Genomic DNA, 21,515 nt, shown 5'->3' on the forward strand with positions numbered 1-21,515 from the left:
ACATCGCCGAAGTGGAGGGCGCCAGCGACCACGGCCCGGCGCCTACGTCCTGGCCCGCCCGGCGGGGCGCGGCACGCTGCATCACCAGGACCATCGACACCGCGTTGGCGGCCACCGCGAAGACCCCCACGGCCACCGCGGCGGCCCAGGCGAGCGGCGGGACGTACGAGGAGACGGCGAGCAGCAGCGCCGCCCCCACCGCCCCGCGGCCAGCAGACCCGGCAACCACACCGACCAGCCGGGGCGGCCCGCGACCTTCGACCAGCCGATCCGCCCGGCGATCCCCGCCACGCCCAGCACGGCCACCAGCGCGCCCGCCGCGGTCGGGCCGAGGCCGAGCCGCTGAGCGCCGTACAGCGCCAGATAGGTGTTCACGGAAGCGATGCCGCAGCCCAGCAGCAGCGAGAAGACCATCAGCCAGGCGATCATGCCGCGCGGCATCCAGGCCGCCGGGGTGGACTTCGCGGGCGGATCGCCGGGCAGCACCCGCGCCGCCCACACGGCCGCCACGACCGCGGCACCCGCCGCCGTCCACACCGCTGCCCGCCACCCCGCGAACCCGGCGAGCACCGCGAGCGGCAGCCCGGCCGCGAACGCCCCGAGCTGCACCCCCGACTGCTTCATCCCCGTCACCGAGCCGCGCCGGGCAGGCGGTACGACGGCCAGAATCGCCTTGTTCGTGGCCGGGTTGGCCAGCGCCTGCGGCAGCCCGCCGAGTGCGACCCCCACCAGCAGGAAACCGGCGCCGGGCGCCGCCCCGACGAGCGCCAGCGCCAGCGCCGACACCGCCAGCAGGGCGACCAGACACCGGCGAGGCCCCACCCGGTCCACCACCCGTCCGCCGACGGGCGAGAGGACGGTTGCGGTCGTGAACCCGACGGTCGTCGTCAGCCCCAGCACGGTGGGGGAGACGCCGAGTTGCTCACCAGCCTCGGGCCCAGGGCCCCCGGCAGGAACAACTGCATCATCGAGAAGGCCATGGCGCAGGTCAGCAGCGCGGTCAGGGCGCCGCCCGCCCTCGCCTCGCCCACCTCGGCAGCCGTGCCGGTCCCACTCCGACCCGTCGTCACAGACGCACCTCCCAGGAAGAGCAGTCGGCCCGAACCGCTTCCGGGTTCCGGCCCTTGTTATGGCGTGTGCCACATGCGCGGCGGGTGGGGCGGTTCAGGACCCTGCGGGCACCGGCTCCGCCCCGCACACCGCCTGCCAGGGGACCGTGCGGTCGCACCAGCGGTGCAGGAGTGTGCGGTCGTGGCCGACGGCAAGCAGGCCGGCGCCGGTGGTGGCGCGGTAGTCCTCGACGACCGCGACCAGAGCGGCGGTGGTGGAGGCGTCGAGCATCGCGGTCATCTCGTCGCACACCAGCCAGCGGGGACGCAGTACCAGGGCACGGGCCAGGCAGGCACGCTGGAGCTGGCCGTCGCTGACTTCGTGGGGTTGTCTGCCCAGCAGGTCGGGGGTGAGGCCGACGGTGGCGGCCAGCTCGGCGACTCGTTCGGGTATCTCCTCGCGGCGGCCGGTGGCGCGCAAAGGCTCCGCGATCAGGTCGGCGAGCCGCAGCCGGGGGTCTGCCGAGAGCCGGGGCTGCTGGAAGACGACGCCGAAGGCGGTACGCAGCTCGCGCGGGGCGCGGTGGCGCCAGTGCCGTACGGGTTCGCCGTCCAGGAGCAGGGTGCCGCAGTCGGGGCGGTGCAGCAGGGCGGCGACGCGGGCGAGGGTGGACTTGCCGCAGCCGCTGGGGCCGAGCAGACCGACGGACTCGCCGGGGGCGATGGTCAGGGAGGCGTTCCGTACGACGGGTGCGTGGCGGTCGTATCCGGCGGTGATGGCGCGTAGTTCAAGCACGGATGTCCTCGGGGGCCGGTGCGGCGGGGCGCGGCCGCCGCGGGTCGTGACCTGCGAAGGGGTGGTGGCAGGCGACGGCCTCGGTCATGGGTGGCAGTGCGGTGCAGGTGTCGGTGGCCCGGTCGCAGCGGGCGGCGAAGGCGCAGCCGTCGGGGAGGTCGCCGAGTTCCGGAGGCAGGCCGGGGATGGGGGTGAAGGCGCGGTCGGGAAGGGCCTGGAGGAGGCCCCGGCTGTAGGGGTGGCGGGGGCCGGGTGAGCCGAAGAACGCCGGGGCGTCGGCGAGTTCGACGATGCGGCCGGCGTACATCACGGCGATCCGGTCGGCGATGCGTTCGGCTGCCGCCAGATCATGGGTGATCATCAGCAGGGCGCGTCCGCCGCTGTTCGGCCCGTCCGGGCTGTCGACGTGGCGGCGCAGTTCGTCGACCGTGCGCTCCACCAAATCGCGGTCCAGCCCTGTCGTCGGCTCGTCGGCGAGCAGCAGTGGCGTGTCGCCGACGAGGGCGAGCGCGGTGGCGGCGCGCTGGGCGAGGCCGCCGGAGAGCTGGTGCGGGTAGCGGTCGAGGTGGTCGACGGGGAACGCCGCACGGTCGGCGGCCGTCTCGGCGGCCTGCCGCAGGGCGGCCCGGCCCCGGACGCCGGTCAGTTCCGCGACGGTCTCCTCCAGTTGGGAACGGATGGTGCGGACAGGGGTGAGGTGCGCGGCCGGGCTCTGCGGGACGAGCCCGATCAGGCGGCCCCGCACCCGGCGGGCGAGGGTCCGTTCGTCGGCGGAGAGCAGGTCGATGTCGCCGAGCCGGGCCTCGCCCGCGGTCCGGGCGTTGGCCGGGAGCAGGCCGAGCAGGGCGGAGGCGAGGACGGACTTGCCGCAGCCGCTCTCGCCGATCAGGGCGAGGCACTCGCCGGCCGCCACGTCGAAGTGCGCGTCGGTGACAGCGGCGACCCGGCGCCCACCGGGCATGAGAAAGCGCACCGACAGCCCGCGCACCGACAGCACGGGGGGTAGCTCGGCCGGTCGTTGGGGCGTGCCCTCGGCCGGCTGTTCGGGCAGGTGTTCGGCCGGTTGCTCCGGCCGTCGTTCGGCCGGTCGCTGCGTTGGTCGCTCGGCCGGTCGTTGAGGCGTGCCCTCGGCCGGTTGCTCCGGCAGTCGTTCGGCCGGTCGCTGCGTTGGCCGCTCGGCCGGTCGTCGAGGCGTGCCCTCGGCCAGTTGCGACGGCAGTCGTCCCGCCGGTCCCTGCGGAAAGCGCTCGGTCACAGCATCAGCTCCGATCGGCGGCGCGGATTGATCCGCTCCCGCCAGGCGCCGGCGAGCCCGGCGATGGCGAGGGTCGGCACGATGATGAACAGTCCGGGGAAGAGGGTCGGCCACCACTGCCCGGCCAGCAGCGATCCCCGCGCGGTCTGGATGAGGGTGCCGAGGCTCGCCGTGTGCGTGGGCAGCCCCAGCCCGAGGAAGGACAGGGCCGACTCGTGCCACATGGCGTGCGGCACCATCAGTACGGCGGCGAGCGCGGCCTGGGGCAGCACCCCCGGCAGCAGGTGCCGTACCGTCACCCGCCACCGCGAGGCGCCCCCGGAGACAGCGGCGTCGATGTACGGGCGCGAGCGCAGGGAGAGGACCTCGGCGCGGACGATGCGTGCCGTCGACAGCCAGTGGGTGAGCGCGACCGAGACGACCACCGGCCAGACACCCGGCCGGAACATGGCGACGATGAAGATGCCGAGCAGCAGGTGGGGCACCGACGAGACGGTGTCGACCAGGCGCATGATGCCCCGGTCGGCCCAGCCGCCCAGGGCCCCGGCGGTGGCCCCGACGGCCGTGCCGACCACGGTCGCCGTCAGCGCCGCCGCGACGCCGACGAGCAGCGAGACCCGCAGGCCGTACACGCAGCGCAGCAGCAGGTCCCGGCCGACGTCGTCGGTGCCGAAGGGGTGCGCCCAGGACGGCGGTTGCAGCTTGGCGGACAGGTCGACGGCCTGCTGGTCGAGTTGCACCAGCGGCGGGACGAGCAGGACGGCGAGGACGGTCAGGGCCACCAGCGTGGCGGAGACCCGCACACGCAGCGTGCGGGTCGAACGGCGCGCGGTACCGGCGGAGCGCCACTCGACGCCGGGCCGTGTTCCCTTCTCAACTGCGATATCAGCCATGGGAGTCACCAACGTCACATGTCACTGAGCTTCACCCTCGGGTCGAACAGGCCGTACAGCAGGTCCGCGAGCAGGTTGCCCACGAGGACCGCGGCGGTGGCGAGGGTGGTCAGGGCGGCGAGCAGCGGGAAGTCGACGGCGGTGGCCGCCTCGACGGTGGCCGCGGCGATGCCCGGCCAGCTGAAGACACTTTCCACGAGCAGTGCTCCGGTGATGAGTTCGGGAACGCGGGAGCCGATCAGGGTCAGGACCGGCAGCAGTCCGGAGCGCAGCGCGTGGCCGAGCAGGACGGTGCGTTCGCCCAGTCCCCGGGCGCGGGCGCCACGGACCGGGTCCTCCGCCAGGGCGTCGCCGACCCCCTGCCGCACGTAGAGGGCGAACCACGGGAGCTGGGAGACGGCGAGCACACCGGCGGGCAGGACGAGATGGCTCGCGACCTGTCCGGGGGTGACCTGTTCGCTGCCGGTGTCCGTCAGTCCGCCCGCCGGGAGGATGTCGAGCTGCAGTGCGAACAGCCAGATGGCGAGCAGGGCGATCCAGAAGACCGGTGCCGCCTCCAGGGTGTACGCGAGCGAGGTGACGGCTCGGTCGAGCATCGACCCGGGACGGCGGGCGGCCAGCACCCCGAGCAGCGTGCCGGCGAGTACGGCCACGGCGAACGCGACCGCGCAGAGCAGCGAGGACCACACCAGACGTTCCCCGATCACCTGGCCCACCGGCTGCCGCAGCACGCTGGAGTGGCCGAGGTCACCGGTGAGCGCGGACGTCAGCCACTCCCACCAGCGGGCGGGAAAGGGCTGGTCCGCACCGAGGTTGTCGCGCAGCCGGTCCAGGGTCTCCTGGTCGGCGCCGAGCGCGGCCGTGCCGGCGTACGCCTTGACGGGGTCGAAGGGGGAGGCGGCGGCGATGGCGAACACGCCGAAGGTCACCACGAGGAGGACGGGGACGGCGAAGAGGGTCCGCCGTCCCGCCAGACGTGCCATCGCTCCCCAGGGCAGGGGCGTCACTTCTTGGGCTGCCAGTCCTCGATGTTCCACCAGGGCCCGCTGGCGAAGCCGTGCTCGTGCGGTTCGAGCTGCGTGGTCAGCCCCTCCCACCGGTCCGCGAGCACGTAGAGGTGGTTGATGTGGGTGAGGAACGTGTAGCCGGGGTCCTTCACCAGCTCACGCTGGAGCCTGTCGTACGCGGCCTTCCGCTTGTCCGGCTCCTGCGTGCGGCGGCCGGTGTCCAGGGCTTGGTCCACGGCCGGGTTGTCGTAGCGGGCCATGTTGTTGAAGCCGTCGCCCGCGAGTGAGGAGTGCAGCAGGGTGTAGAGGCCGAAGTCGGGGTCGCCGGTGCTGCCGAAGCCCGCGAGGACCGCGTCGTCCTTCATCCGGGGTTCGATGACCTCCCAGGTGGCGCTCTCCACGCGCACGTCGATTCCGGCCTTCTTGGCGTCGGAGGCGTAGGCGAGGGCGTGGTCCTGGCGGACCTTGTCGCCCGAGGGGTAGAGCAGGGTGAACGTGGCCCTCTGCCCGTCCTTGGCGCGGATGCCGTCCTCGCCGGTCTTCCATCCCGCCTCGTCGAGAATCCGCGTGGCCTTGCCCACGTCCGGCTCGCGCTCGATGCCCTTGGCGAACGACGGATCGTCCACGGGCAGCGGTCCGTACGCCGGTGTGCCCGCGCCGTCGAGGATCTTGTCGACCATGGCCTTCCGGTCCACGGCGGCATCGAGCGCCTGCCGGATCGCGCGGTCGCCGGTGACCTTGCCGGCCGTCGGCAGGGTGACGGCACGGAAGTCGTAGGACCTCGCCTCGTACGACTTCATGCCCTCGTCGTTCTTGAAGGTGGCGGCGAGGTTGGGCGGGAGGACCGCGCCGTCCAGGTCGCCGGAGCGCAGCCGGGTGGCGCGTACGTTGTCGTCCGCGATGACCGCCATGGTGAACGTCGTCACCTTCGGCGCGCCGCCCCAGTAGTGCGGGTTGGCCTTGAAGGTGAGCTTCTCGCCCTTGCTCCAGGCGGAGAGGACGTACGGTCCGGTGCCCACCGGCTGGGTGTTGAAGGAGCCGGTGTTGGGGTCCTGCTTCCCCGCGATGTGCTCGGGGACGACGGGCAGCACCGTGCGCCCGGCGAAGGGCGCGTAGGGGTACTTCAGCCTGAAGACGACCTTGTCGTCACCGCTCGCCCGGACGTCCTTGACGGCGTCCAGTTCGCTCCTGGACGTGTTGTTGGTCTTCTCGTCCAGGACGGTCCGGTAGGTGAAGACCACGTCGGCGGCCGTCAGCGGTTCGCCGTCGCTGAACTTCACGCCCTCGCGCAGGGTGTACGTGTAGGTGAGGCCGTCGTCGGCGACCTCGGGGAGCGACTTCGCCAGGGCGGGCTTCAGCTTCAGGTCGGCGTCCCGGGCGAGCAGCCCGTCGAAGATCTTGGAGTTGCCGTCCTTGCCGTAGCCGAGCAGGGGGCTGAGCGTGTCCGGCTCGGAGGCCACGCCGATCACGACGGAGTCCGCGGAACTGCCGCCGCTCCCGCCCTCGCTGGGTGCGGAACAGGCGGCGACCCCGGCCACCACCGCCGCCGCGACGGCGGCACCTCTTGTTCGACGGGTCGTCGTCATGAGCCTCACACCCTTGCTGCTTGAGAATCGTACTTGCACATTATGTGCGACTGGAGGGGTGAGCGGCGCCCGCCGATCATCCGTATCCCACGCCGAGCGCGAACAGCACCGGCATGGGGGAGAACGTGCCCTGGGGTGGACTTCGCGTCTCCGCCCGCCGTGGCTGACGGACGAGGCGGCAGCCCGGTGTTTGGCTTGCCGAACGGTCGATGTTCACGACCGTGCTCGACGGCGAGGAGGAACATGATGGCGGCACCGCGCGAGGTGGACGAGGCGAAGGTCGAGGCCTTCATGGAGAAGGCGCTCGCGGACCTCAGCGGGATGATGACGGTCGGGCTGTGCCACCTGGGCGACCGGCTCGGCTTGTTCAAGGACCTCGCAGCCCGTGGCCCCGCCGACAGTCAGGAGCTCGCGGATCGTCTGGACCTGAATGAGCGTTATGTGCGCGAGTGGCTGCGGGGCCTCACCGCGGCGGGCTATCTGGAGGAACCGGAGCCCGGACGCTTCGCGCTCCCCGCGGAACACGCTCCGGCCCTGGCCGACGAGTGGGGGCCCATGTTCCTCGGCGGCGTCTACCAGATGGTGCCCGCCGCGCTGACGCCGTACGAGCGACTGTGCGAGGCGTTCCGGCATGGGGGTGGCGTACGGCAGAGCGACTACCCGGGCATCCTGTGGGACGGCATGAGCCGTTTCACGGGGAGCTGGTTCGAGAGCGTGATGGTCGACGACTGGCTGAGCACCTTCCCCCACGTCGTCGAGAAGCTGGAACGGGGCATCGACGTCGCGGACGTGGGATGCGGCGCGGGCCGCGCGCTGATCGTGCTCGCCGAGGCGTTTCCCCGCTCGCGTTTCACCGGGTTCGACAACTTCCCGGCCCAGGTGGAACGTGCCCGGCGGAACGCGGAGCAGGCCGGTGTCGCCGACCGCGTGACCTTCGAGACGGTCGATGCCACCGAGGGGCTCCCCGGGCGGTACGACCTCGTGACCACCTTCGACGTCATTCACGACTCCGCCGAACCGAAGCGGCTGCTCGCCGCCGTCCGGGCCGCGGTGAAGGACGACGGCGACTACCTGATGCTGGAGATCAACTGCGAGGACCGGCCCCAGGACAACGTGGGCCCGGTGGCGACGATGCTCTACGGGTTCAGCATGTTCTACTGCATGACCACCTCTCTCGCGAACGACGGCGCCGCGCTCGGCACGTGCGGCATGCCGGAGGCGGTGGTACGCAGTCTCTGCGCCGAGGCGGGCTTCAGCGACGTGGCCCGCTCCCCCGCGGACGACCCGTTCAACGTGCTGTACGACATCAGGCCGTGAGCCGACGCGTGACGCAGGCGGTCGGCGACCGGGGATGGCCGGATACAGCCCTGGTCGCCTGATCGCCGCGGCCCCTACGATGCGAGCGCTCCCGGCCTTCACCGTATGTTCACGGATTCCCTCCAGGCCGGGGCGTGTTGGGCGCCGCATGAGCCTGAGCTTGACATGTTCATGACTGAACCATCGTGGTTGCCACCCCCCCGACCAGAGGACCCGAACGGAGACCCCGAACGAATCCCCGAACGGAAGCCTCGAACCGAAGCAGAGATGGGAGAACCATGGCTGCCGGCCTGCTCCTCAGCGGCGTGATCGGCGCGCTGCTCGCCACCGCGGTACCCGCGCAGGACCCGTCGTCCGGTTTCGTCGACCCGCCCCCGGACCGCATCGTCATCAAGGTCGCCACGGTGAACGGCTCCGGCTGCCCGCAGGGCACCGCCGCCGTCGCCGTCTCGCAGGACAACACCGCCTTCACGGTGACCTACAGCGACTACCTCGCCCAGGTCGGCGGCACCTCCGACCCCACGGCGTTCCGCAAGAACTGCCAGCTCAACCTGATCGTCCATGTGCCGCAGGGCTTCACGTACGCCATCGCCAGCGCCGACTACCGCGGCTTCGCCGCCCTTCAGCCGGGCGCCAGCGGTATCCAGCGGGCCTCGTACTACTTCCAGGGCTCTCCGAACACGGAGTTCAGAAACCACCCCTTCCGCGGCCCCTACAACGACAACTGGCAGGCCACCGACACCACTGACTGGGCCCAGCTGGTCTGGGCGCCCTGCGGCGTCCAGCGCAACTTCAACATCAACACCGAGCTGCGGGTGAGCGCGGGCACCTCCGACCCGGCCAAGACCAGCTTCATGACGATGGACTCGACCGACGGGGACATCAGCACCGTCTACCACCTGGCGTGGAAGGAGTGTCCCGACACCTGACACCGGCCTGTGCCCCGGTCGCCGCGACGTCCGGCGACCGGGGCACAGGCGTACCTCGCACACTCAATCGCTCCTGTGTGCACAGCTCTTGACGTGCCATGCACCGCTGGCCATCCTCGTCGCATATCTCGCGCCGGTCATGACAACCCGTCAGTAGAGGTCCCGTAAGGGCCTGGCTCGTCGACCGTGCCATCCCGCCGACCGAGGGACGTGGGTAATGACCATGGCTCCACGACGCCCGAACCGCCGCCGCAGACACGTCACCGTCGTGTCGCTGCTCCTCCTCGTGCTGGCCACAGTCCTGGGCCCGGCACCGAGTTCGGCGGCCGGAACCGACTGGTGGAACCCGGTCGCGCGGCCCGCCCCGGACTCGCAGATCAACGTCACCGGCGAGCCGTTCACCGGCACCACCGCCGAGGGCGAGGTGCGCGGCTTCGTCGACGCGCACAACCACCTGTTCTCCAACGAGGCGTTCGGCGGACGGCTCATCTGCGGCAAGCCCTTCTCCGAGGCCGGGATCGCCGACGCGCTCAAGGACTGCCCCGAGCACTACCCCGACGGTTCGCTCGCCCTCTTCGACTTCATCACGGGCGGCGGTGACGGCAGGCACGATCCGGTGGGCTGGCCCACGTTCAAGGACTGGCCCGCCCACGACTCGCTGACCCACCAGCAGAACTACTACGCCTGGATCGAGCGGGCCTGGCGCGGCGGCCAGCGCGTCCTGGTCAACGACCTCGTCACCAACGGCGTGATCTGCTCGGTCTACTTCTTCAAGGACCGCAGCTGCGACGAGATGACGTCGATCCGGCTGCAGGCCAAACTGACGTACGACCTCCAGGCCTACGTCGACAGGATGTACGGCGGCCCCGGCAAGGGCTGGTTCCGGATCGTCACCGACAGCGCGCAGGCCCGTGAGGTCATCGAGGCGGGCAAGCTGGCGGTCGTCCTGGGCGTCGAGACCTCCGAACCGTTCGGCTGCAAGCAGATCCTGGACATCCCGCAGTGCAGCAGGGAGGACATCGACAAGGGGCTGGACGAGCTGTACGCGCTCGGGGTGCGCAGCATGTTCCTGTGCCACAAGTTCGACAACGCGCTGTGCGGCGTGCGCTTCGACGAGGGCGCGCTCGGAACCGCCATCAATGTCGGGCAGTTCCTGTCGACCGGTACCTTCTGGAAGACGGAGAAGTGCACGGGACCCCAGCACGACAACCCCATCGGCGGCGCGGCGGCGCCCGAGGCCGAGGCGGAACTCCCGGACGGCGTGGAGGTCCCCGCGTACAACGGGGACGCCCAGTGCAACGTCCGCGGGCTCACCGAACTCGGTGAGTACGCCGTGCGCGGGATGATGCAACGCAAGATGATGCTGGAGATCGACCACATGAGCGTCAAGGCCACCGGCCGGGTGCTCGACATCTTCGAGGCCGAGTCGTACCCGGGTGTGCTGTCCTCGCACAGCTGGATGGACCTCAACTGGACGGAGCGGGTCTACTCCCTCGGCGGCTTCATCGCCCAGTACATGCACGGCTCCGAGGCCTTCAGCGCGGAGGCGAAGCGCACGGACGCGCTGCGCGAGAAGTACGACGTGGGCTACGGCTACGGCACGGACATGAACGGCGTCGGCGGCTGGCCGGGCCCGCGCGGCGCGGACGCCGCGAACCCCGTGACATATCCCTTCCGCAGCGTCGACGGCGGTTCCGTCATCGACCGGCAGACCACCGGTGAGCGCACCTGGGACCTGAACACCGACGGAGCCGCGCACTACGGCCTGGTCCCGGACTGGATCGAGGACGTCCGGCTCGTCGGCGGTCAGGCCGTGGTGGACGACCTCTTCCGGGGCGCCGAGTCCTACCTCGACACCTGGGGAGCGTCCGAGCGGCACCAGAGCGGCGTCAACCTCGCCGCGGGCGCTTCGGCCACGGCCAGTTCGGCGGAGTGGAACCCGTTCACCAGCTATGCGCCGGGCCGGGCCGTGGACGGTGCGCGCAGCACCCGCTGGGCCAGCGACTGGAGCGACGACCAGTGGCTGCGGATCGACCTCGGGTCCACGAACCGGGTCGGGCGGGTCACGCTGGACTGGGAGCGGGCGTACGGGACGTCGTACCGCGTCGAGCTCTCCACCGACGGCGTGAACTGGCAGACCGCCTGGTCCACCACCGCCGGTGACGGCGGACTGGACACCGCGCGGTTCACCCCGACGCCCGCCCGGTACGTCCGCGTCCAGTTCCTGGACCGTGGCACCGACTGGGGTTATTCGCTGTACGAGATGGGCGTCCACAGCAGCTGACACGTATGTACGAATAACGCGCATCTTGTGCGAATTTCCGCTGGTCTGATCTGATGCGGCGTGCCCGTGCCGGTGGATATTTCTACGCGGCGGAAGGGGTGGCGGGGCATGGCGAATTACCCTGGCGCACAGCGCCGCCGGGCGTAGGTGTCCCCGAAGTGCTGGAAAGGGGAGGACGGTTGGCAGGATTCTCGGTCGCACGATGGCTGGACCGGCTCCGCGTGCGGAAAACCCGCGGTATCCGGGTGGCGCGTCGCACTCCTTCGAGTGACCCTCTCGCCGCGTTGGTGAGGACCGCGCAGCAGCTCGACTACGGCGCGGGCCGCGTCGGCGGGGTGGGGGGCGACCGCAAGCGGTAGGAGCGGCGGCGGGCGCGTCGGGCCTGCACCCATGGACAGAGGCGCTGGCCCGGGTGCGGGGGGTCGGCTCGACCTGGTGACGGGCTCGGCGGGCCCCAGGGGCTGGCGGTCCTGGGCGACGAGATCTTCACGCTGGAGACCACGCACCGCAGGCTCCGGGCGATCTCCCTCACCACGGGAGAGAGTCGCATCGACGCCGAGGACCTGCCGGTCGGGCCGCCCCCGGGCGTCGTACCCCGGACCCGGCCCGCCCTCTTCGTGGGCGGCATGCCAGGGGCGCCGTACCGCTTCGCCGGGCCGGCCGTCGCCCCGGACGACGCCCTGCTGCTCGCGGCCGACGGGGAGGGCACGGTGCTGCGGCTGAGCCCGGCGGACGGCGGCGGCTGAGGGAATTCCGACACGGCGCCCGTGGTCCACAGGTGATACGGGGAGCGCGGGATTGCTCGCCCGGAACGGGAATGTTCGCCGCCCGCCGGGGTACGCGTCGAGGGCCGCACCGGAGCCCGATCTTGGCCCGGGCGGGCCCCACGACCGCCACGACCAGGGAATCCGCCATGGAGACACCCGCCAACGACCCCACCCCCACACCGGCCCAGCGGGCGCTGGACGCGCTCGTCGTGAACACCGAGGACGAGTCGGCGCTGGACACGCTCGCGAGCAGCGAGGTGCTGGTCCCCGTGCCGGACGACGCCATGGACGAGGAAGCGGCCGACCCCACCGCGGTGGCGCTGCCCGTGCTGGAGGAACCGGACGGGCGCCCGGTGGTGCCCGTGTTCACCTCCGAGCTGGAGATGGCCCAGCTGCTGCCGTTCGTCTCCCGCTACCGCCTCGTACCGCTCGGCGCCCTCGCCTCGCAGTGGCCGTCCGACGAACTGTCCCTCACCATCGACGGCAGTTCGTCGCACGGTCTGACGCTCACCTCGGACGGCGTCCGTACCCTGCTGGCCCGTCCGCAGGCCTGAACCCGGGCGTTCACCTCGGGTGAACGCCCACGTCACGCGGGATCCGCCGCGCCGACGTGTGCCGAGGTCGGCCGGAAATGTGGCCCGCGCCGGGGTGGTCACGCCCTTGAGGGTCGTCCTGCTCGGCACCGTGGCCGGCGGCGGTTTCCCGCGGTGGAACTGCGGCTGCACGCCGTGCGCCGCCGCCCGTGACGGCACGCTGCCCTCCCGTACGCAGGAGGCGGCCGCCGTCACCGGCAACTCCCGGGACTGGTGGCTGCTCAACGCCTTGCCGGACATCCGCGCCCAGCTGAACGCCACCTCCGCGCTGTGGCCGGGCCCCGGACCCCGGCCCACACCGGTGCGGGGTGTGCTCCTCACGGACGCCGAACCGGAACACATGTCCGGACTGACCGAGCTGCGCGGGGCGCCGGACCTGAAGGTGTACGCCGCGCCACCGGTCCTCACCGCCCTCGCACCCGCGCGCGCCATGGTCGACCGGTACGCGCCGTGGGAGTGGTACGACAGCCTCCCCGCGGGCGGTTTCGTGCTCTCCGGTGGCCTGGTCGTCACCGCCCACCCCGTCGGGGCGCCGGCGCCGGCGTATCTGCCCCGGCGCGCCGCGGACGAGTGCTGGGTGACGGCGTACCGCATCGAGGACCTGGCCACCGGCGGTGTGCTCGTCTACGCGCCCCGCCTGGCCGCCGGAGGGGGCGCGGAGCTGGACGAGCTGCTGGCGGGCGCCGACTGCGCCGTGCTGGACGGTACGTACTCCGCGACCGCCGATGCCGCCCTCGCCCCGCGGTCCGGGCTCCGTCGCATCCACACCCGCCTGGACGACGCCGACCCGCTTCTCGACCCCGCCTCGGCGGCCCGTGCGCAGGCGGCCGAGGCGGGCATCGAAGTCCTTCCGGACGGGGCCGAGTTCGTGCTGTGAACCCCTCCGGGCGTCACTCGGCGGTGAGGTCCAGGAGCTGGTCGGCGGCGGTGGTGTTGCCCGCGTCGGCGAGGCGGCGCAGCTCATCGAGGTCGCCCTGTTCGGTGGCGACCTCGATGAGCTGGTCGGTCGCGGTGCTGCTGCCCCGTTCGGCGAGGCGGCGCAGCTCGGCCAGGTCGCCCCGTTCGGCGGCGAGTTCGACCAGCTCGTCGATCGCGTCGGGGTCGCCGCTGTCGGCCCGCTCCCTCAGCAGGGTGAGTGCGGTCGGGTCGGCGTCGGTCATGTTCGGCACCTCTCGTGTTCAGTGGCCCGGTGAGGGCAGCTTTCCCGAGGGTCGGTGTCCGTCACGACCAGGTACCCCGGTGGGTGGCCCGCCATCAGGGGGAACGGCTCAGCCTTCCAGTGTCCGCGCCAGTGCCGCCCGCTGCAGGGGCAGCACCTCGGCGTGCAGGGCGCGGCCCTTGGGGGTCAGGGCGACCCACACGCCCCGCCGGTCCTCGACGCAGACGGAGCGTTCGACCAGGCCGTCCTTCTCCAGTCGGCCGATCAGGCGGGACAGGGCGCTCTGGCTGAGGTGGACCCGTCCCACGAGGTTCTGCACCCGGCAGTGGTCGCCCTCCTCGGGTGCCGCGGTGGCGAGGATGTCCAGTACCTCGAAGTCGCTCGCACCGAGCCCGTGCGGATGGAGCACGCGGTCGATCTCGCAGACCGTGCGCGCGTGCATCGACAGGATCTCCCGCCACCGCTGCTCCAGGTCGGTGCCGACCGTGTTCGCTGCCATATCCGCACGGTAACACTGATCCGGCCAATTGTTGACTGTGCAACTAGTGTGGGCGCAAGGGAGGGACAAACGGGGTGGCGCTCAGTCGGTGGTCCGGTCCTGGAGCAGCCCGACGAGGTTGCCGTCCGGGTCCTTCACCGAGGCGATCAGTCGGCCGGCCCCGACGTCCCGAACGTCCTGCACCGTCTCGGCGCCCGCGGCCAGCAGCGCCGCGAGCGTGGCCCGGATGTCGGCCACGTGCCAGAAGGGAACCGGGCCGGTCAGGCCCTGCGCGTGGCCGTTCGGGTCGAGGCCGATCTCCTGCCCGGCGTCCCGGAAACCGACGTAGTACGGCTGGTCCGTGTGCGGGTCCACCCCCAGCAGCGCGCTGAACAGGGACTTCGCCCGGTCGAGGTCCTTGACGGGGTAGATGATCGTCTGCAGGCCGGCGGTCATGGCGTACTCCTTGGTGTGGCGCGATCCGACGGTCGTCTCCGTCGGTGGTCTCACGCTAGGCCGGGGCAGTGGCGGGCGGCTTCTCCGATCCTGATCGATTGCCGCGCCCGCCGTCCGGCACCGTCGACCGGTGGTGACGTGGGCTCGCGGGCTTGCCTGGCACGTCTGCGCGGGCACGGTTGACCGGTGGTGACGTGGGCTCGCGGGCTTGCCTCGTATGCCTGCGCGGGTACCGTCGAGCGGTGGTGACGTGAGCCCGGGGGCTTGCCTCGTATGCCTGCGCGGGCACGGTTGACCGGTGGTGACGTGGGCTCGCGGGCTTGCCTCGTATGCCTGCGCGGGTACCGTCGAGCGGTGGTGACGTGAGCCCGGGGGCTTGCCCCGTATGCCCGCGCGGGCACCCTCGGCAGGTGGTGACGTGAGCCCGCGAGCCTGTCCCGCACGCCCGCGTCTGCGCCAGGGCCGCAGCGTTCATCCACACTCACGGCCACCACCCCGCGCCCGCCCGGACTACGTCGACTCCCGCTTCACCAGCTCCGTCGGCAGAATCACCGCCGCCGGGTCCTCCCCGCCGATCTGCGCCAGCAGCACCCGTACCATCTCGGCGCTGATCCGGTCCCACGGCTGCCGTATGGTCGTCAGCTCCGGGCTGGCGGCGACGGCGGCGGGGGAGTCGTCGAAGCCGCCGACCGCCACGTCCTGCGGCACCCGGCGCCCCGCCCGGTGCAGTGCCGTGAGCACGCCCTGCGCCATCAGGTCGGACGCGACGAACACCGCGTCCATGTCGGGAGCCTGCGCGAGCAGCCGCTCGGCGCCCGCCTCGCCGCTGGCCCGGCTGTAGTCGCCCGAGACGATGAGGCGTTCGTCGATCTCGACACCGGCCTCGGTGAGGACCTCGCGGTAACCGGCGAGCCGCTCCACACCGCCGGGCGTGTCCAGCGGACCGGTGACGACCCCGATCCGGCGCCGTCCGAGCGACAGCAGATGGCGCACCATGTCCCGCGCGCCGTCCCGGTCGTCGGCGGCCACGTAACTCACCTTCGAGCCCAGCCCGATCGGCTTGCCGCACGCCACCAGCGGCACACCCGCCTCACGCAACTCCTGCGCCACCGGATCCCCGGAGTGGCTGGACACCAGCAGCACCCCGTCGACGTGTCCGGCGGTGATGTACCGCGTGATGCGCCGCCGTTCGTCCTCCGTCCCGGCCAGCATCAGCAGCAGCGGGATGTCGTGCTGGGCCAGCGCCTGGGTGCAACCGCGCAGCAGGACATTGAAGTTGGGGTCCTCGAAGAACCGCTCCTGCGGCTCGGTCAGCAGGAAGCCGACCGAGTCCGAACGCCCGGTGATCAGCGAACGGGCGTGCCGGTTCACGACGTAACCCGTCCTGCGGATCGCGGCGTTGACGGCCTCCTGCGCGGCGGGGCTGACGTAGTGACCGCCGTTGAGAACGCGCGAGACAGTGCCGCGCGAGACACCCGCCTCGCGCGCCACGTCGTGAATCGTCGGCGGCTTGCGCCTGCCCCCCGTGTTGCTCATGGTCATGACTTTACGGCTCCGGAGAGCAGATCGAGGCTCCAGAACCGCTGGATGACCAGGAACAGAGCGACCAGCGGAAGCACCGCGAGGAACGCGCCCGTGATCACCAGCGTGTACAGCGCCGGTGTGTTGGCACCCTGCTCCAGCAGCGTGTACAGCCCGAGCGTGATCGGGAACTTCTCGTCGTCGCTGAGCATGATGTACGGCAGCAGGAAGTTGTTCCAGACCGCCACGAACTGGAACAGGAACACCGTCACCAGCCCCGGGACCATCATCGGCAGCGCGATCCGGGTGAAGATCCGCCACTCGTTCGCCCCGTCCATCCGGGCGGCCTCCACCACGTCGGCGGGGACGGCGGCAGCGGCGTAGATCCGCGAGAGGTAGACGCCGTACGGCGAGAGGATCTGCGGCAGCAGCACGGACAGGTAGGAGTCCGTGAGGTCCGCCTGGGCCAGCAGCAGGTACTGCGGGACGGCGAGGATCACCGGCGGCATCAGCACGCCCGCCAGGAGCACGTTGAAGATCGCCTCACGGCCCCGGAAGCGGTACGTCGCGAGGGCGTAGCCGCTGACGGACGACACCGCGGTGGACAGCAGCGCCCCGAGACCGGCGTACAGCGCGGAGTTGCCCATCCACTGCCAGTACACGCCGTCGCGGTAGGCGCTCAGATCCGAGAGGTTGTCCGTGAACCCCGTGCCCGGCAGGAACGTGAACGTGGAGAACAACTCGCTGCCCGACTTGGTGGACGCGATCACCACCCAGGCGACCGGCAGCAGGCAGTACAGCGCGCCGAGCAGCAGCGTCACCGTCGGGACCAGCGCGATTCGGCGGCGCAGCGGCGGGCCCTGGGCGGTGCCGGGGGTCGTACCGGCCGCCGGGGCGGCCTTGCGGACGGCAAGAGAACTCATCGGGCTGCCTCCCGCTTGTTTCGACGGTTCGCGGCCCGCAGGAAGCCGAAGGACAGCACCAGCGTGGCGAGTGCGATGATCACGGCCTGGGCCGCCGCCGCGTAGATGTCGCCTTCGCCGAAGGCGTCCCGGTGCACCTTCATCAACGGACTCCACGTCGTGGACACGGAGTTGGTGAGCGGTTTGAGGGTGGTCGGCTCGTTGAACACCTGGAGCGTCGCGATGATCGAGAAGAAGAAGGTCAGCACCAGTGAGGGCGCCACCATCGGGATCTTGATCCGGAGCGCGATCTGCAGCGGGGTGGCGCCGTCCAGCTTCGCCGCCTCGTACACCTCGGCCGGAATGGTCTGCAGCGAGGTGTAGATGACGATCATGTTGAAGCCGGTGCCGCCCCAGACGGCGATGTTCGACAGGGCGAGATAGAGCGGACCGCCGTCGAGCAGGTCCGGCTGCGGCAGGCCCAGCTTGTCGAGCACGAAGTAGAAGGGGCTGACGTCCGGCAGGTACAGGAAGCCCCACAGCAGGGCCGCGACGACGCCGGGGATGGCGTACGGCAGGAAGATCGCGAGCCGGGTGAAGGGGGCGAGCCGGACCTTCTCGGAGTCGAGCATCAGGGCGAACAGCAGGGCGAGGCCCAGCATCACCGGGACGACGATGCAGCCGTAGCCGAGGACGCGCAGCGCCCCGTTCAGCAGCTCGCTGTCGGAGAGGGCGTCGGTGTAGTTCTGCAGACCGGCCCAGACCTCCTTCCGCGCACCGGACCCCAGGCCGAGGCCGGAGACCTGCACCTTGCGGAAGCTGAGCCAGACCGCGTACCCGATGGGCAGGGCGAAGAACAGGGCGAACAGGATCGTCGCGGGGAGGAGGAAGGCGTACGGGGCCCCCTTGACCCCGTACGCCCTCCGGCGTGCCGTGCTCGTCACTCCGCGACCTCGAAACCCTGCTTCTTCATGTCGGCGACCGTCTCGTCCTGCATCGTCTTCAGGGCGGCGGTGAAGTCCGACTTGTTCTTGGCGGCGGCGCCGAAGGCGTCCTTGAACGCCGTGTAGGCGACGTTGACGTTCGGGCCCCACGCGGACGGCGCGGTGGTCTCCGCGATCTCGGCGGCCGTGGTGTAGAAGTCCGCCTGGTTCGAGAAGTAGTCCGGCGGGGTGGTGAAGGCGCCGCTGAGCTGGGCGGAGGTGGACGCCGGGTAGATGCCGCTCTCCTTGGCCAGCGCGTTCAGGGCGTCGCCGTCGGTGTTCAGCCAGGCGGCGAACTTCGCGGCGGCCTGTTTGTGCTGGGAGTCGGTGGTGACGGCGGTGGAGGAACCGCCCCAGCTGCCGGTGACGTTCTCGCTCGCGGACCACTGGGGGAGCGGGGCCATGGCCCACTTGCCCTTGGTGTCCGGCGCGGCCGTGGTGAGCGTGCCCGGCGCCCACACGGCGCTGACCCAGGCGATCTGCTTGCCGGTGTTGAGCGCCTTGTTCCAGGCCGGGGTGTACATCGGCTGGTTGTCGATGGCGCCCTCCTTGACGAGGTCGCCCCAGAACGTGGCGACCTTCTGCGTCGCCGCGTCGTCGATGCCGACCTTCCACTGGTCGCCCGAGGTCGTCCACCACTTGGCGCCGGCCTGCTGGGCGAGGCCCGCGAACAGGCCCGAGTCGTTGGCGGAGAAGGTGGTGAGGTCCTTGTCCGGGGCCTTCTTCTTCAGCGCGCGGGCCGTCTCGGCGAACTCGTCCCAGGTGGTGGGGACGTTCAGGCCGTACTCCTTGAACAGGTCCTCGCGGTAGTAGAACATCATCGGCCCGATGTCCTGCGGGACGGCGTAGACCGCGTCCGTGCCGAGCGTGGTCTGCTGCCAGACGCCCTCGGCGAACTTGCCCTTCACATCCCCGACTTCACCCGATATGTCGGCGAGCACGTCATTGCTGACCAGCGTCGGCAGCGCCTGGTACTCGGCCTGCACCAGGTCGGGCGCCTTGCCCGCCTTGTGCGCGGTGAGGATCTTGGTGACCAGCGTGTCGCCGGACGCCTGCTTCTTCACCGTGACGGTGATCTGCTCCTTCTTGCCCGGGCCCTTGTTCCACAGGTCCACGACCTTGTCCATGCCGGGCGTCCAGGTCCAGTACGTCAGCGAGACCGGGCCCGACTGGGCGTCGCCGTCGTCGGAGGAGCCGCAAGCGGCGAGGGCGGTGGCGCCGAGCGTGACGGCGACGGCGGATGCCACGAGGCGGCGGCGCTTCGTGTTGGGCATGGATCTCTCCCCTGACCTGGGTCCTCGCCTGCTGCGAGAACCTGCCATGCTTCTGTGAGCGTTCACAGTAGAGAAACATCCTGGACACTTGTCAATGGTTGTTGCTGTGCGGTTATGTTGGGCTCGCACGGCGATCGTTGTGTGTGCACGTTCCCATTTGATCGATCAACCGGGAGATTCCATGCCGGAGACCACCCCCAGGGGCCTCACCAGGCTCGCCTTCGGTGGGGACTACAACCCCGAGCAGTGGCCGGAAAGCGTCTGGCAGGAGGACGTCCGGCTGATGCGGGAGGCCGGCGTCTCCATGGTGAGCGTGGGCATCTTCTCCTGGGCGCTGCTGGAACCCGCACCGGGGGAGTACGACTTCGGCTGGCTCGACCGCCTGCTCGACCTGCTGCACGAGGGCGGCATACGCGTCGACCTCGGCACGCCGACCGTGGCGCCGCCCGTGTGGTTCTACCGGGCCCACCCCGAGGCGCTCCCGGTCACGGCCGACGGCACCCGCTACGAGTTCGGCTCGCGCGGCGCCATCTGCCACAGCAACGCCGACTACCGCGCGGCCGCCGCCGCCATCACGACCCAGCTCGCCGAGCGCTACGACGGCCACCCCGCGCTCGCGATGTGGCACGTGCACAACGAGTACGGCGTCCCCGTCTCCGCCTGCTACTGCGACTCCTGCGCCGCGCACTTCCGCCGCTGGCTGGCGACGACGTACGGCACGGTCGATGCGGTCAACAAGGCCTGGGGCACGGCCTTCTGGGGCCAGCACTACACGGACTTCGAGCAGATCAACCCGCCGCGCCGCACGCCCACCGTCGGCAACCCGGGGCAGGCGCTGGACTACAAGCGGTTCGCCGACGCCACCATCCGCGAGAACTTCCGCATGGAGCGGGACATCCTGCACCGCCTCTCGCCGGGCGTCCCCGTCACCACCAACTTCATGACCGCGCTCAGCCAGTGCGACTCCATCGACTACTGGGCCTGGGGCCGCGAGGTCGACCTCGTCACCAACGACCACTACCTGATCACCGACGGCCGCCGAACCCACGTGAACCTGGCGATGGCCGCCGACCTGACCCGCTCGGTCGCGGGCGGCGCCCCCTGGCTGCTGCTGGAGCACTCCACCTCGGGCGTCAACTGGCAGGCCCGCAACCCCGCCAAGGCCCCCGGGCAGATGGCCCGCAACTCCCTGGCGCACGTGGCCCGCGGCTCCGAGGGCGCGATGTTCTTCCAGTGGCGGCAGTCCCGGCGCGGCGCCGAGAAGTTCCACTCGGCGATGCTTCCGCACGGCGGCACCGACACGCGCGTGTGGCGCGAGGTCGTCGAACTCGGCGCGTCGCTCGACTCGCTGAGCCCGATCCGCGGCAGCCGCACGGTCGCCGACGTGGCCGTCCTGTGGGACTGGCACTCCTGGTGGGCGCAGAACCTCGAATGGCGCCCCACCGAGGACCACGACGCCCGCGAACGCGCCGACGCCTTCTACGAGGTGCTCTACGACCGCCACCTCACGGTCGACTTCGCCCACCCGGAAGCCGACCTGTCGGCGTATCCCCTTGTCGTCGTGCCCGCGCTGTACCTGATGACGGAGGCGGCCGGGCTCAACCTCAAGGAGTACGTCGAGAACGGCGGCACCCTCGTCGTGTCGTACTTCTCCGGCATCGTCGACGAGCACGACGCCGTCCACCAGGGCGCGTACCCGGGCCCGCTGCGGGAGGTCCTCGGCCTGACCGTGGAGGAGTTCTCGCCGCTGCTGCAGGGCGAGCGGGTCCGCATCACCGGACCCGACGGCTCCGAGCTCGGCGCCGACGTGTGGACGGAGTTCGTGGTGCCGCGCGGCGCCGAGACGGTGTGGACGTACGCCGACGGCCTCACCGCCGGCCACCCGGCCGTCACCCGGCACCGCCTGGGCGAGGGCACCGCCTGGTACGTCTCCACCCGCCTCGGCCACGATGGCCTGGACGCCCTGCTGGGCTGGGCCGCCGAGGACGCGCGGCTCGCCCCGCGCGCCGACCTGCCCCACGATGTCGAGGTCGTGCGCCGCACGGGTGAGTCGGGCACCTTTCTGTTCGCCATCAACCACACCGACGCCGACGCCAAGGTGCCGCTGGACGCGCCCGGCACCGAACTGCTGACGGGCGAGCGCGCCGCGGGCCGCCTCGCGGTCCCGGCGGGAGCCGTGCGGGTCGTGCGACTCGACGGCTGAGCCGACTCCCCTCCGCCCGCGTGTGCCACGAGAGCCGTGGGCGGAGGGGCACCCCCTCATCCC

Annotated in this window: 20 protein-coding genes; 6 read left to right on the forward strand and 14 right to left on the reverse strand. The window is 71.3% G+C overall.

The annotated features are described in order from the left end of the window. Positions 1 to 81: 81 nt before the first annotated feature. The 7 genes from KWI83_RS20190 to KWI83_RS20215 all read right to left on the reverse strand — a co-directional run bounded on the left by KWI83_RS20190 (position 82) and on the right by KWI83_RS20215 (position 6,586). The gene (locus KWI83_RS20190) at positions 82 to 900 is read right to left on the reverse strand and encodes an MFS transporter (protein ID WP_308122119.1); all 819 of its coding nucleotides are present in this window, start codon (positions 898 to 900) and stop codon (positions 82 to 84) included. After that, positions 888 to 1,070 (reverse strand): hypothetical protein, encoded by a 183-nt coding sequence (locus KWI83_RS38820; RefSeq protein ID WP_256362545.1) that lies wholly within the window; start codon positions 1,068 to 1,070, stop codon positions 888 to 890. The genes KWI83_RS20190 and KWI83_RS38820 overlap by 13 nt, the downstream gene beginning before the upstream one ends. Before the next feature lie 94 nt (positions 1,071 to 1,164). Further along, a complete protein-coding gene (locus KWI83_RS20195) occupies positions 1,165 to 1,845 on the reverse strand; it encodes an ABC transporter ATP-binding protein (RefSeq protein ID WP_218515760.1) in 681 nt (226 codons plus the stop codon). Continuing rightward, complete coding sequence (locus KWI83_RS20200; RefSeq protein WP_218515840.1) at positions 1,838 to 2,806, reverse strand: ABC transporter ATP-binding protein; 969 nt, start codon at positions 2,804 to 2,806, stop codon at positions 1,838 to 1,840. Before KWI83_RS20200 ends, KWI83_RS20195 begins: the two co-directional genes overlap by 8 nt. A 290-nt stretch (positions 2,807 to 3,096) precedes the next feature. Beyond that, complete coding sequence (locus KWI83_RS20205) at positions 3,097 to 3,993, reverse strand: ABC transporter permease (protein ID WP_218515761.1); 897 nt, start codon at positions 3,991 to 3,993, stop codon at positions 3,097 to 3,099. A gap of 14 nt (positions 3,994 to 4,007) precedes the next feature. Continuing rightward, on the reverse strand, positions 4,008 to 4,976 hold the full coding sequence (locus KWI83_RS20210) for an ABC transporter permease (protein WP_218515762.1): 969 nt from the start codon (positions 4,974 to 4,976) through the stop codon (positions 4,008 to 4,010). 20 nt (positions 4,977 to 4,996) lie between these two features. Further along, positions 4,997 to 6,586, reverse strand: a complete 1,590-nt coding sequence (locus KWI83_RS20215; protein WP_218515763.1) for an ABC transporter substrate-binding protein — start codon at positions 6,584 to 6,586, stop codon at positions 4,997 to 4,999. A gap of 246 nt (positions 6,587 to 6,832) precedes the next feature. On the opposite strand from KWI83_RS20215, the gene KWI83_RS20220 reads away from it, so the two are divergent. The 5 genes from KWI83_RS20220 (at position 6,833) to KWI83_RS20245 (ending at position 13,353) form a co-directional block, all read left to right on the forward strand. Further along, positions 6,833 to 7,903, forward strand: coding sequence for a methyltransferase domain-containing protein (locus KWI83_RS20220; protein ID WP_218515764.1), 1,071 nt, complete (start codon positions 6,833 to 6,835; stop codon positions 7,901 to 7,903). Positions 7,904 to 8,181: 278 nt separating this feature from the next. Then, positions 8,182 to 8,832: a DUF4360 domain-containing protein gene (locus tag KWI83_RS20225; protein WP_218515765.1), complete on the forward strand. Its 651-nt coding sequence runs from the start codon at positions 8,182 to 8,184 to the stop codon at positions 8,830 to 8,832. Between the two features lie 217 nt (positions 8,833 to 9,049). Then, on the forward strand, positions 9,050 to 11,116 hold the full coding sequence (locus KWI83_RS20230; RefSeq protein WP_218515766.1) for a discoidin domain-containing protein: 2,067 nt from the start codon (positions 9,050 to 9,052) through the stop codon (positions 11,114 to 11,116). A 913-nt stretch (positions 11,117 to 12,029) separates the two neighbouring features. After that, positions 12,030 to 12,437, forward strand: coding sequence for an SseB family protein (locus tag KWI83_RS20240; protein ID WP_218515767.1), 408 nt, complete (start codon positions 12,030 to 12,032; stop codon positions 12,435 to 12,437). Between the two features lie 79 nt (positions 12,438 to 12,516). Continuing rightward, on the forward strand, positions 12,517 to 13,353 hold the full coding sequence (locus tag KWI83_RS20245; protein WP_308122120.1) for an MBL fold metallo-hydrolase: 837 nt from the start codon (positions 12,517 to 12,519) through the stop codon (positions 13,351 to 13,353). Between the two features lie 13 nt (positions 13,354 to 13,366). Here the strand turns inward: KWI83_RS20245 and KWI83_RS20250 are convergent, their stop codons facing one another. The 7 genes from KWI83_RS20250 to KWI83_RS20280 form a co-directional block, all read right to left on the reverse strand. Then, the gene (locus KWI83_RS20250) at positions 13,367 to 13,636 is read right to left on the reverse strand and encodes a hypothetical protein (protein ID WP_218515768.1); all 270 of its coding nucleotides are present in this window, start codon (positions 13,634 to 13,636) and stop codon (positions 13,367 to 13,369) included. A gap of 108 nt (positions 13,637 to 13,744) precedes the next feature. Next, positions 13,745 to 14,134 (reverse strand): MarR family winged helix-turn-helix transcriptional regulator, encoded by a 390-nt coding sequence (locus KWI83_RS20255; RefSeq protein WP_218515769.1) that lies wholly within the window; start codon positions 14,132 to 14,134, stop codon positions 13,745 to 13,747. Between the two features lie 81 nt (positions 14,135 to 14,215). Continuing rightward, positions 14,216 to 14,569, reverse strand: coding sequence for a VOC family protein (locus KWI83_RS20260; protein ID WP_218515770.1), 354 nt, complete (start codon positions 14,567 to 14,569; stop codon positions 14,216 to 14,218). A gap of 510 nt (positions 14,570 to 15,079) precedes the next feature. After that, complete coding sequence (locus tag KWI83_RS20265; protein ID WP_218515771.1) at positions 15,080 to 16,111, reverse strand: LacI family DNA-binding transcriptional regulator; 1,032 nt, start codon at positions 16,109 to 16,111, stop codon at positions 15,080 to 15,082. Beyond that, complete coding sequence (locus KWI83_RS20270) at positions 16,108 to 17,013, reverse strand: carbohydrate ABC transporter permease (protein ID WP_218515772.1); 906 nt, start codon at positions 17,011 to 17,013, stop codon at positions 16,108 to 16,110. Before KWI83_RS20270 ends, KWI83_RS20265 begins: the two co-directional genes overlap by 4 nt. Further along, entirely contained in the window at positions 17,010 to 17,936 is a 927-nt protein-coding gene (locus KWI83_RS20275) for a carbohydrate ABC transporter permease (protein WP_218515773.1), read from the reverse strand. Before KWI83_RS20275 ends, KWI83_RS20270 begins: the two co-directional genes overlap by 4 nt. Then, a complete protein-coding gene (locus tag KWI83_RS20280) occupies positions 17,933 to 19,249 on the reverse strand; it encodes an ABC transporter substrate-binding protein (RefSeq protein ID WP_218515774.1) in 1,317 nt (438 codons plus the stop codon). Before KWI83_RS20280 ends, KWI83_RS20275 begins: the two co-directional genes overlap by 4 nt. A 181-nt stretch (positions 19,250 to 19,430) precedes the next feature. Here KWI83_RS20280 and KWI83_RS20285 point away from each other — a divergent pair, with 181 nt between their 5' ends. Beyond that, entirely contained in the window at positions 19,431 to 21,452 is a 2,022-nt protein-coding gene (locus tag KWI83_RS20285) for a beta-galactosidase (RefSeq protein ID WP_218515775.1), read from the forward strand. Positions 21,453 to 21,515 lie beyond the last annotated feature (63 nt).

Source organism: Streptomyces sp. TRM70350, from assembly GCF_019219825.1.
In the GTDB taxonomy this organism is placed as follows: domain Bacteria; phylum Actinomycetota; class Actinomycetes; order Streptomycetales; family Streptomycetaceae; genus Streptomyces.

Coding starts and splice junctions, on each gene's coding strand:
- KWI83_RS20240 (WP_218515767.1), top strand. CDS start 12,030: ATGGAGACACCCGCCAACGACCCCACCCCCACACCGGCCCAGCGGGCG.
- KWI83_RS20220 (WP_218515764.1), top strand. CDS start 6,833: ATGGCGGCACCGCGCGAGGTGGACGAGGCGAAGGTCGAGGCCTTCATG.
- KWI83_RS20280 (WP_218515774.1), bottom strand. CDS start 19,249: ATGCCCAACACGAAGCGCCGCCGCCTCGTGGCATCCGCCGTCGCCGTC.
- KWI83_RS20250 (WP_218515768.1), bottom strand. CDS start 13,636: ATGACCGACGCCGACCCGACCGCACTCACCCTGCTGAGGGAGCGGGCC.
- KWI83_RS20225 (WP_218515765.1), top strand. CDS start 8,182: ATGGCTGCCGGCCTGCTCCTCAGCGGCGTGATCGGCGCGCTGCTCGCC.
- KWI83_RS20285 (WP_218515775.1), top strand. CDS start 19,431: ATGCCGGAGACCACCCCCAGGGGCCTCACCAGGCTCGCCTTCGGTGGG.
- KWI83_RS20265 (WP_218515771.1), bottom strand. CDS start 16,111: ATGACCATGAGCAACACGGGGGGCAGGCGCAAGCCGCCGACGATTCAC.
- KWI83_RS20200 (WP_218515840.1), bottom strand. CDS start 2,806: ATGCCCGGTGGGCGCCGGGTCGCCGCTGTCACCGACGCGCACTTCGAC.
- KWI83_RS20215 (WP_218515763.1), bottom strand. CDS start 6,586: ATGACGACGACCCGTCGAACAAGAGGTGCCGCCGTCGCGGCGGCGGTG.
- KWI83_RS20260 (WP_218515770.1), bottom strand. CDS start 14,569: ATGACCGCCGGCCTGCAGACGATCATCTACCCCGTCAAGGACCTCGAC.
- KWI83_RS20270 (WP_218515772.1), bottom strand. CDS start 17,013: ATGAGTTCTCTTGCCGTCCGCAAGGCCGCCCCGGCGGCCGGTACGACC.
- KWI83_RS20210 (WP_218515762.1), bottom strand. CDS start 4,976: ATGGCACGTCTGGCGGGACGGCGGACCCTCTTCGCCGTCCCCGTCCTC.
- KWI83_RS20230 (WP_218515766.1), top strand. CDS start 9,050: ATGACCATGGCTCCACGACGCCCGAACCGCCGCCGCAGACACGTCACC.
- KWI83_RS20205 (WP_218515761.1), bottom strand. CDS start 3,993: ATGGCTGATATCGCAGTTGAGAAGGGAACACGGCCCGGCGTCGAGTGG.
- KWI83_RS20255 (WP_218515769.1), bottom strand. CDS start 14,134: ATGGCAGCGAACACGGTCGGCACCGACCTGGAGCAGCGGTGGCGGGAG.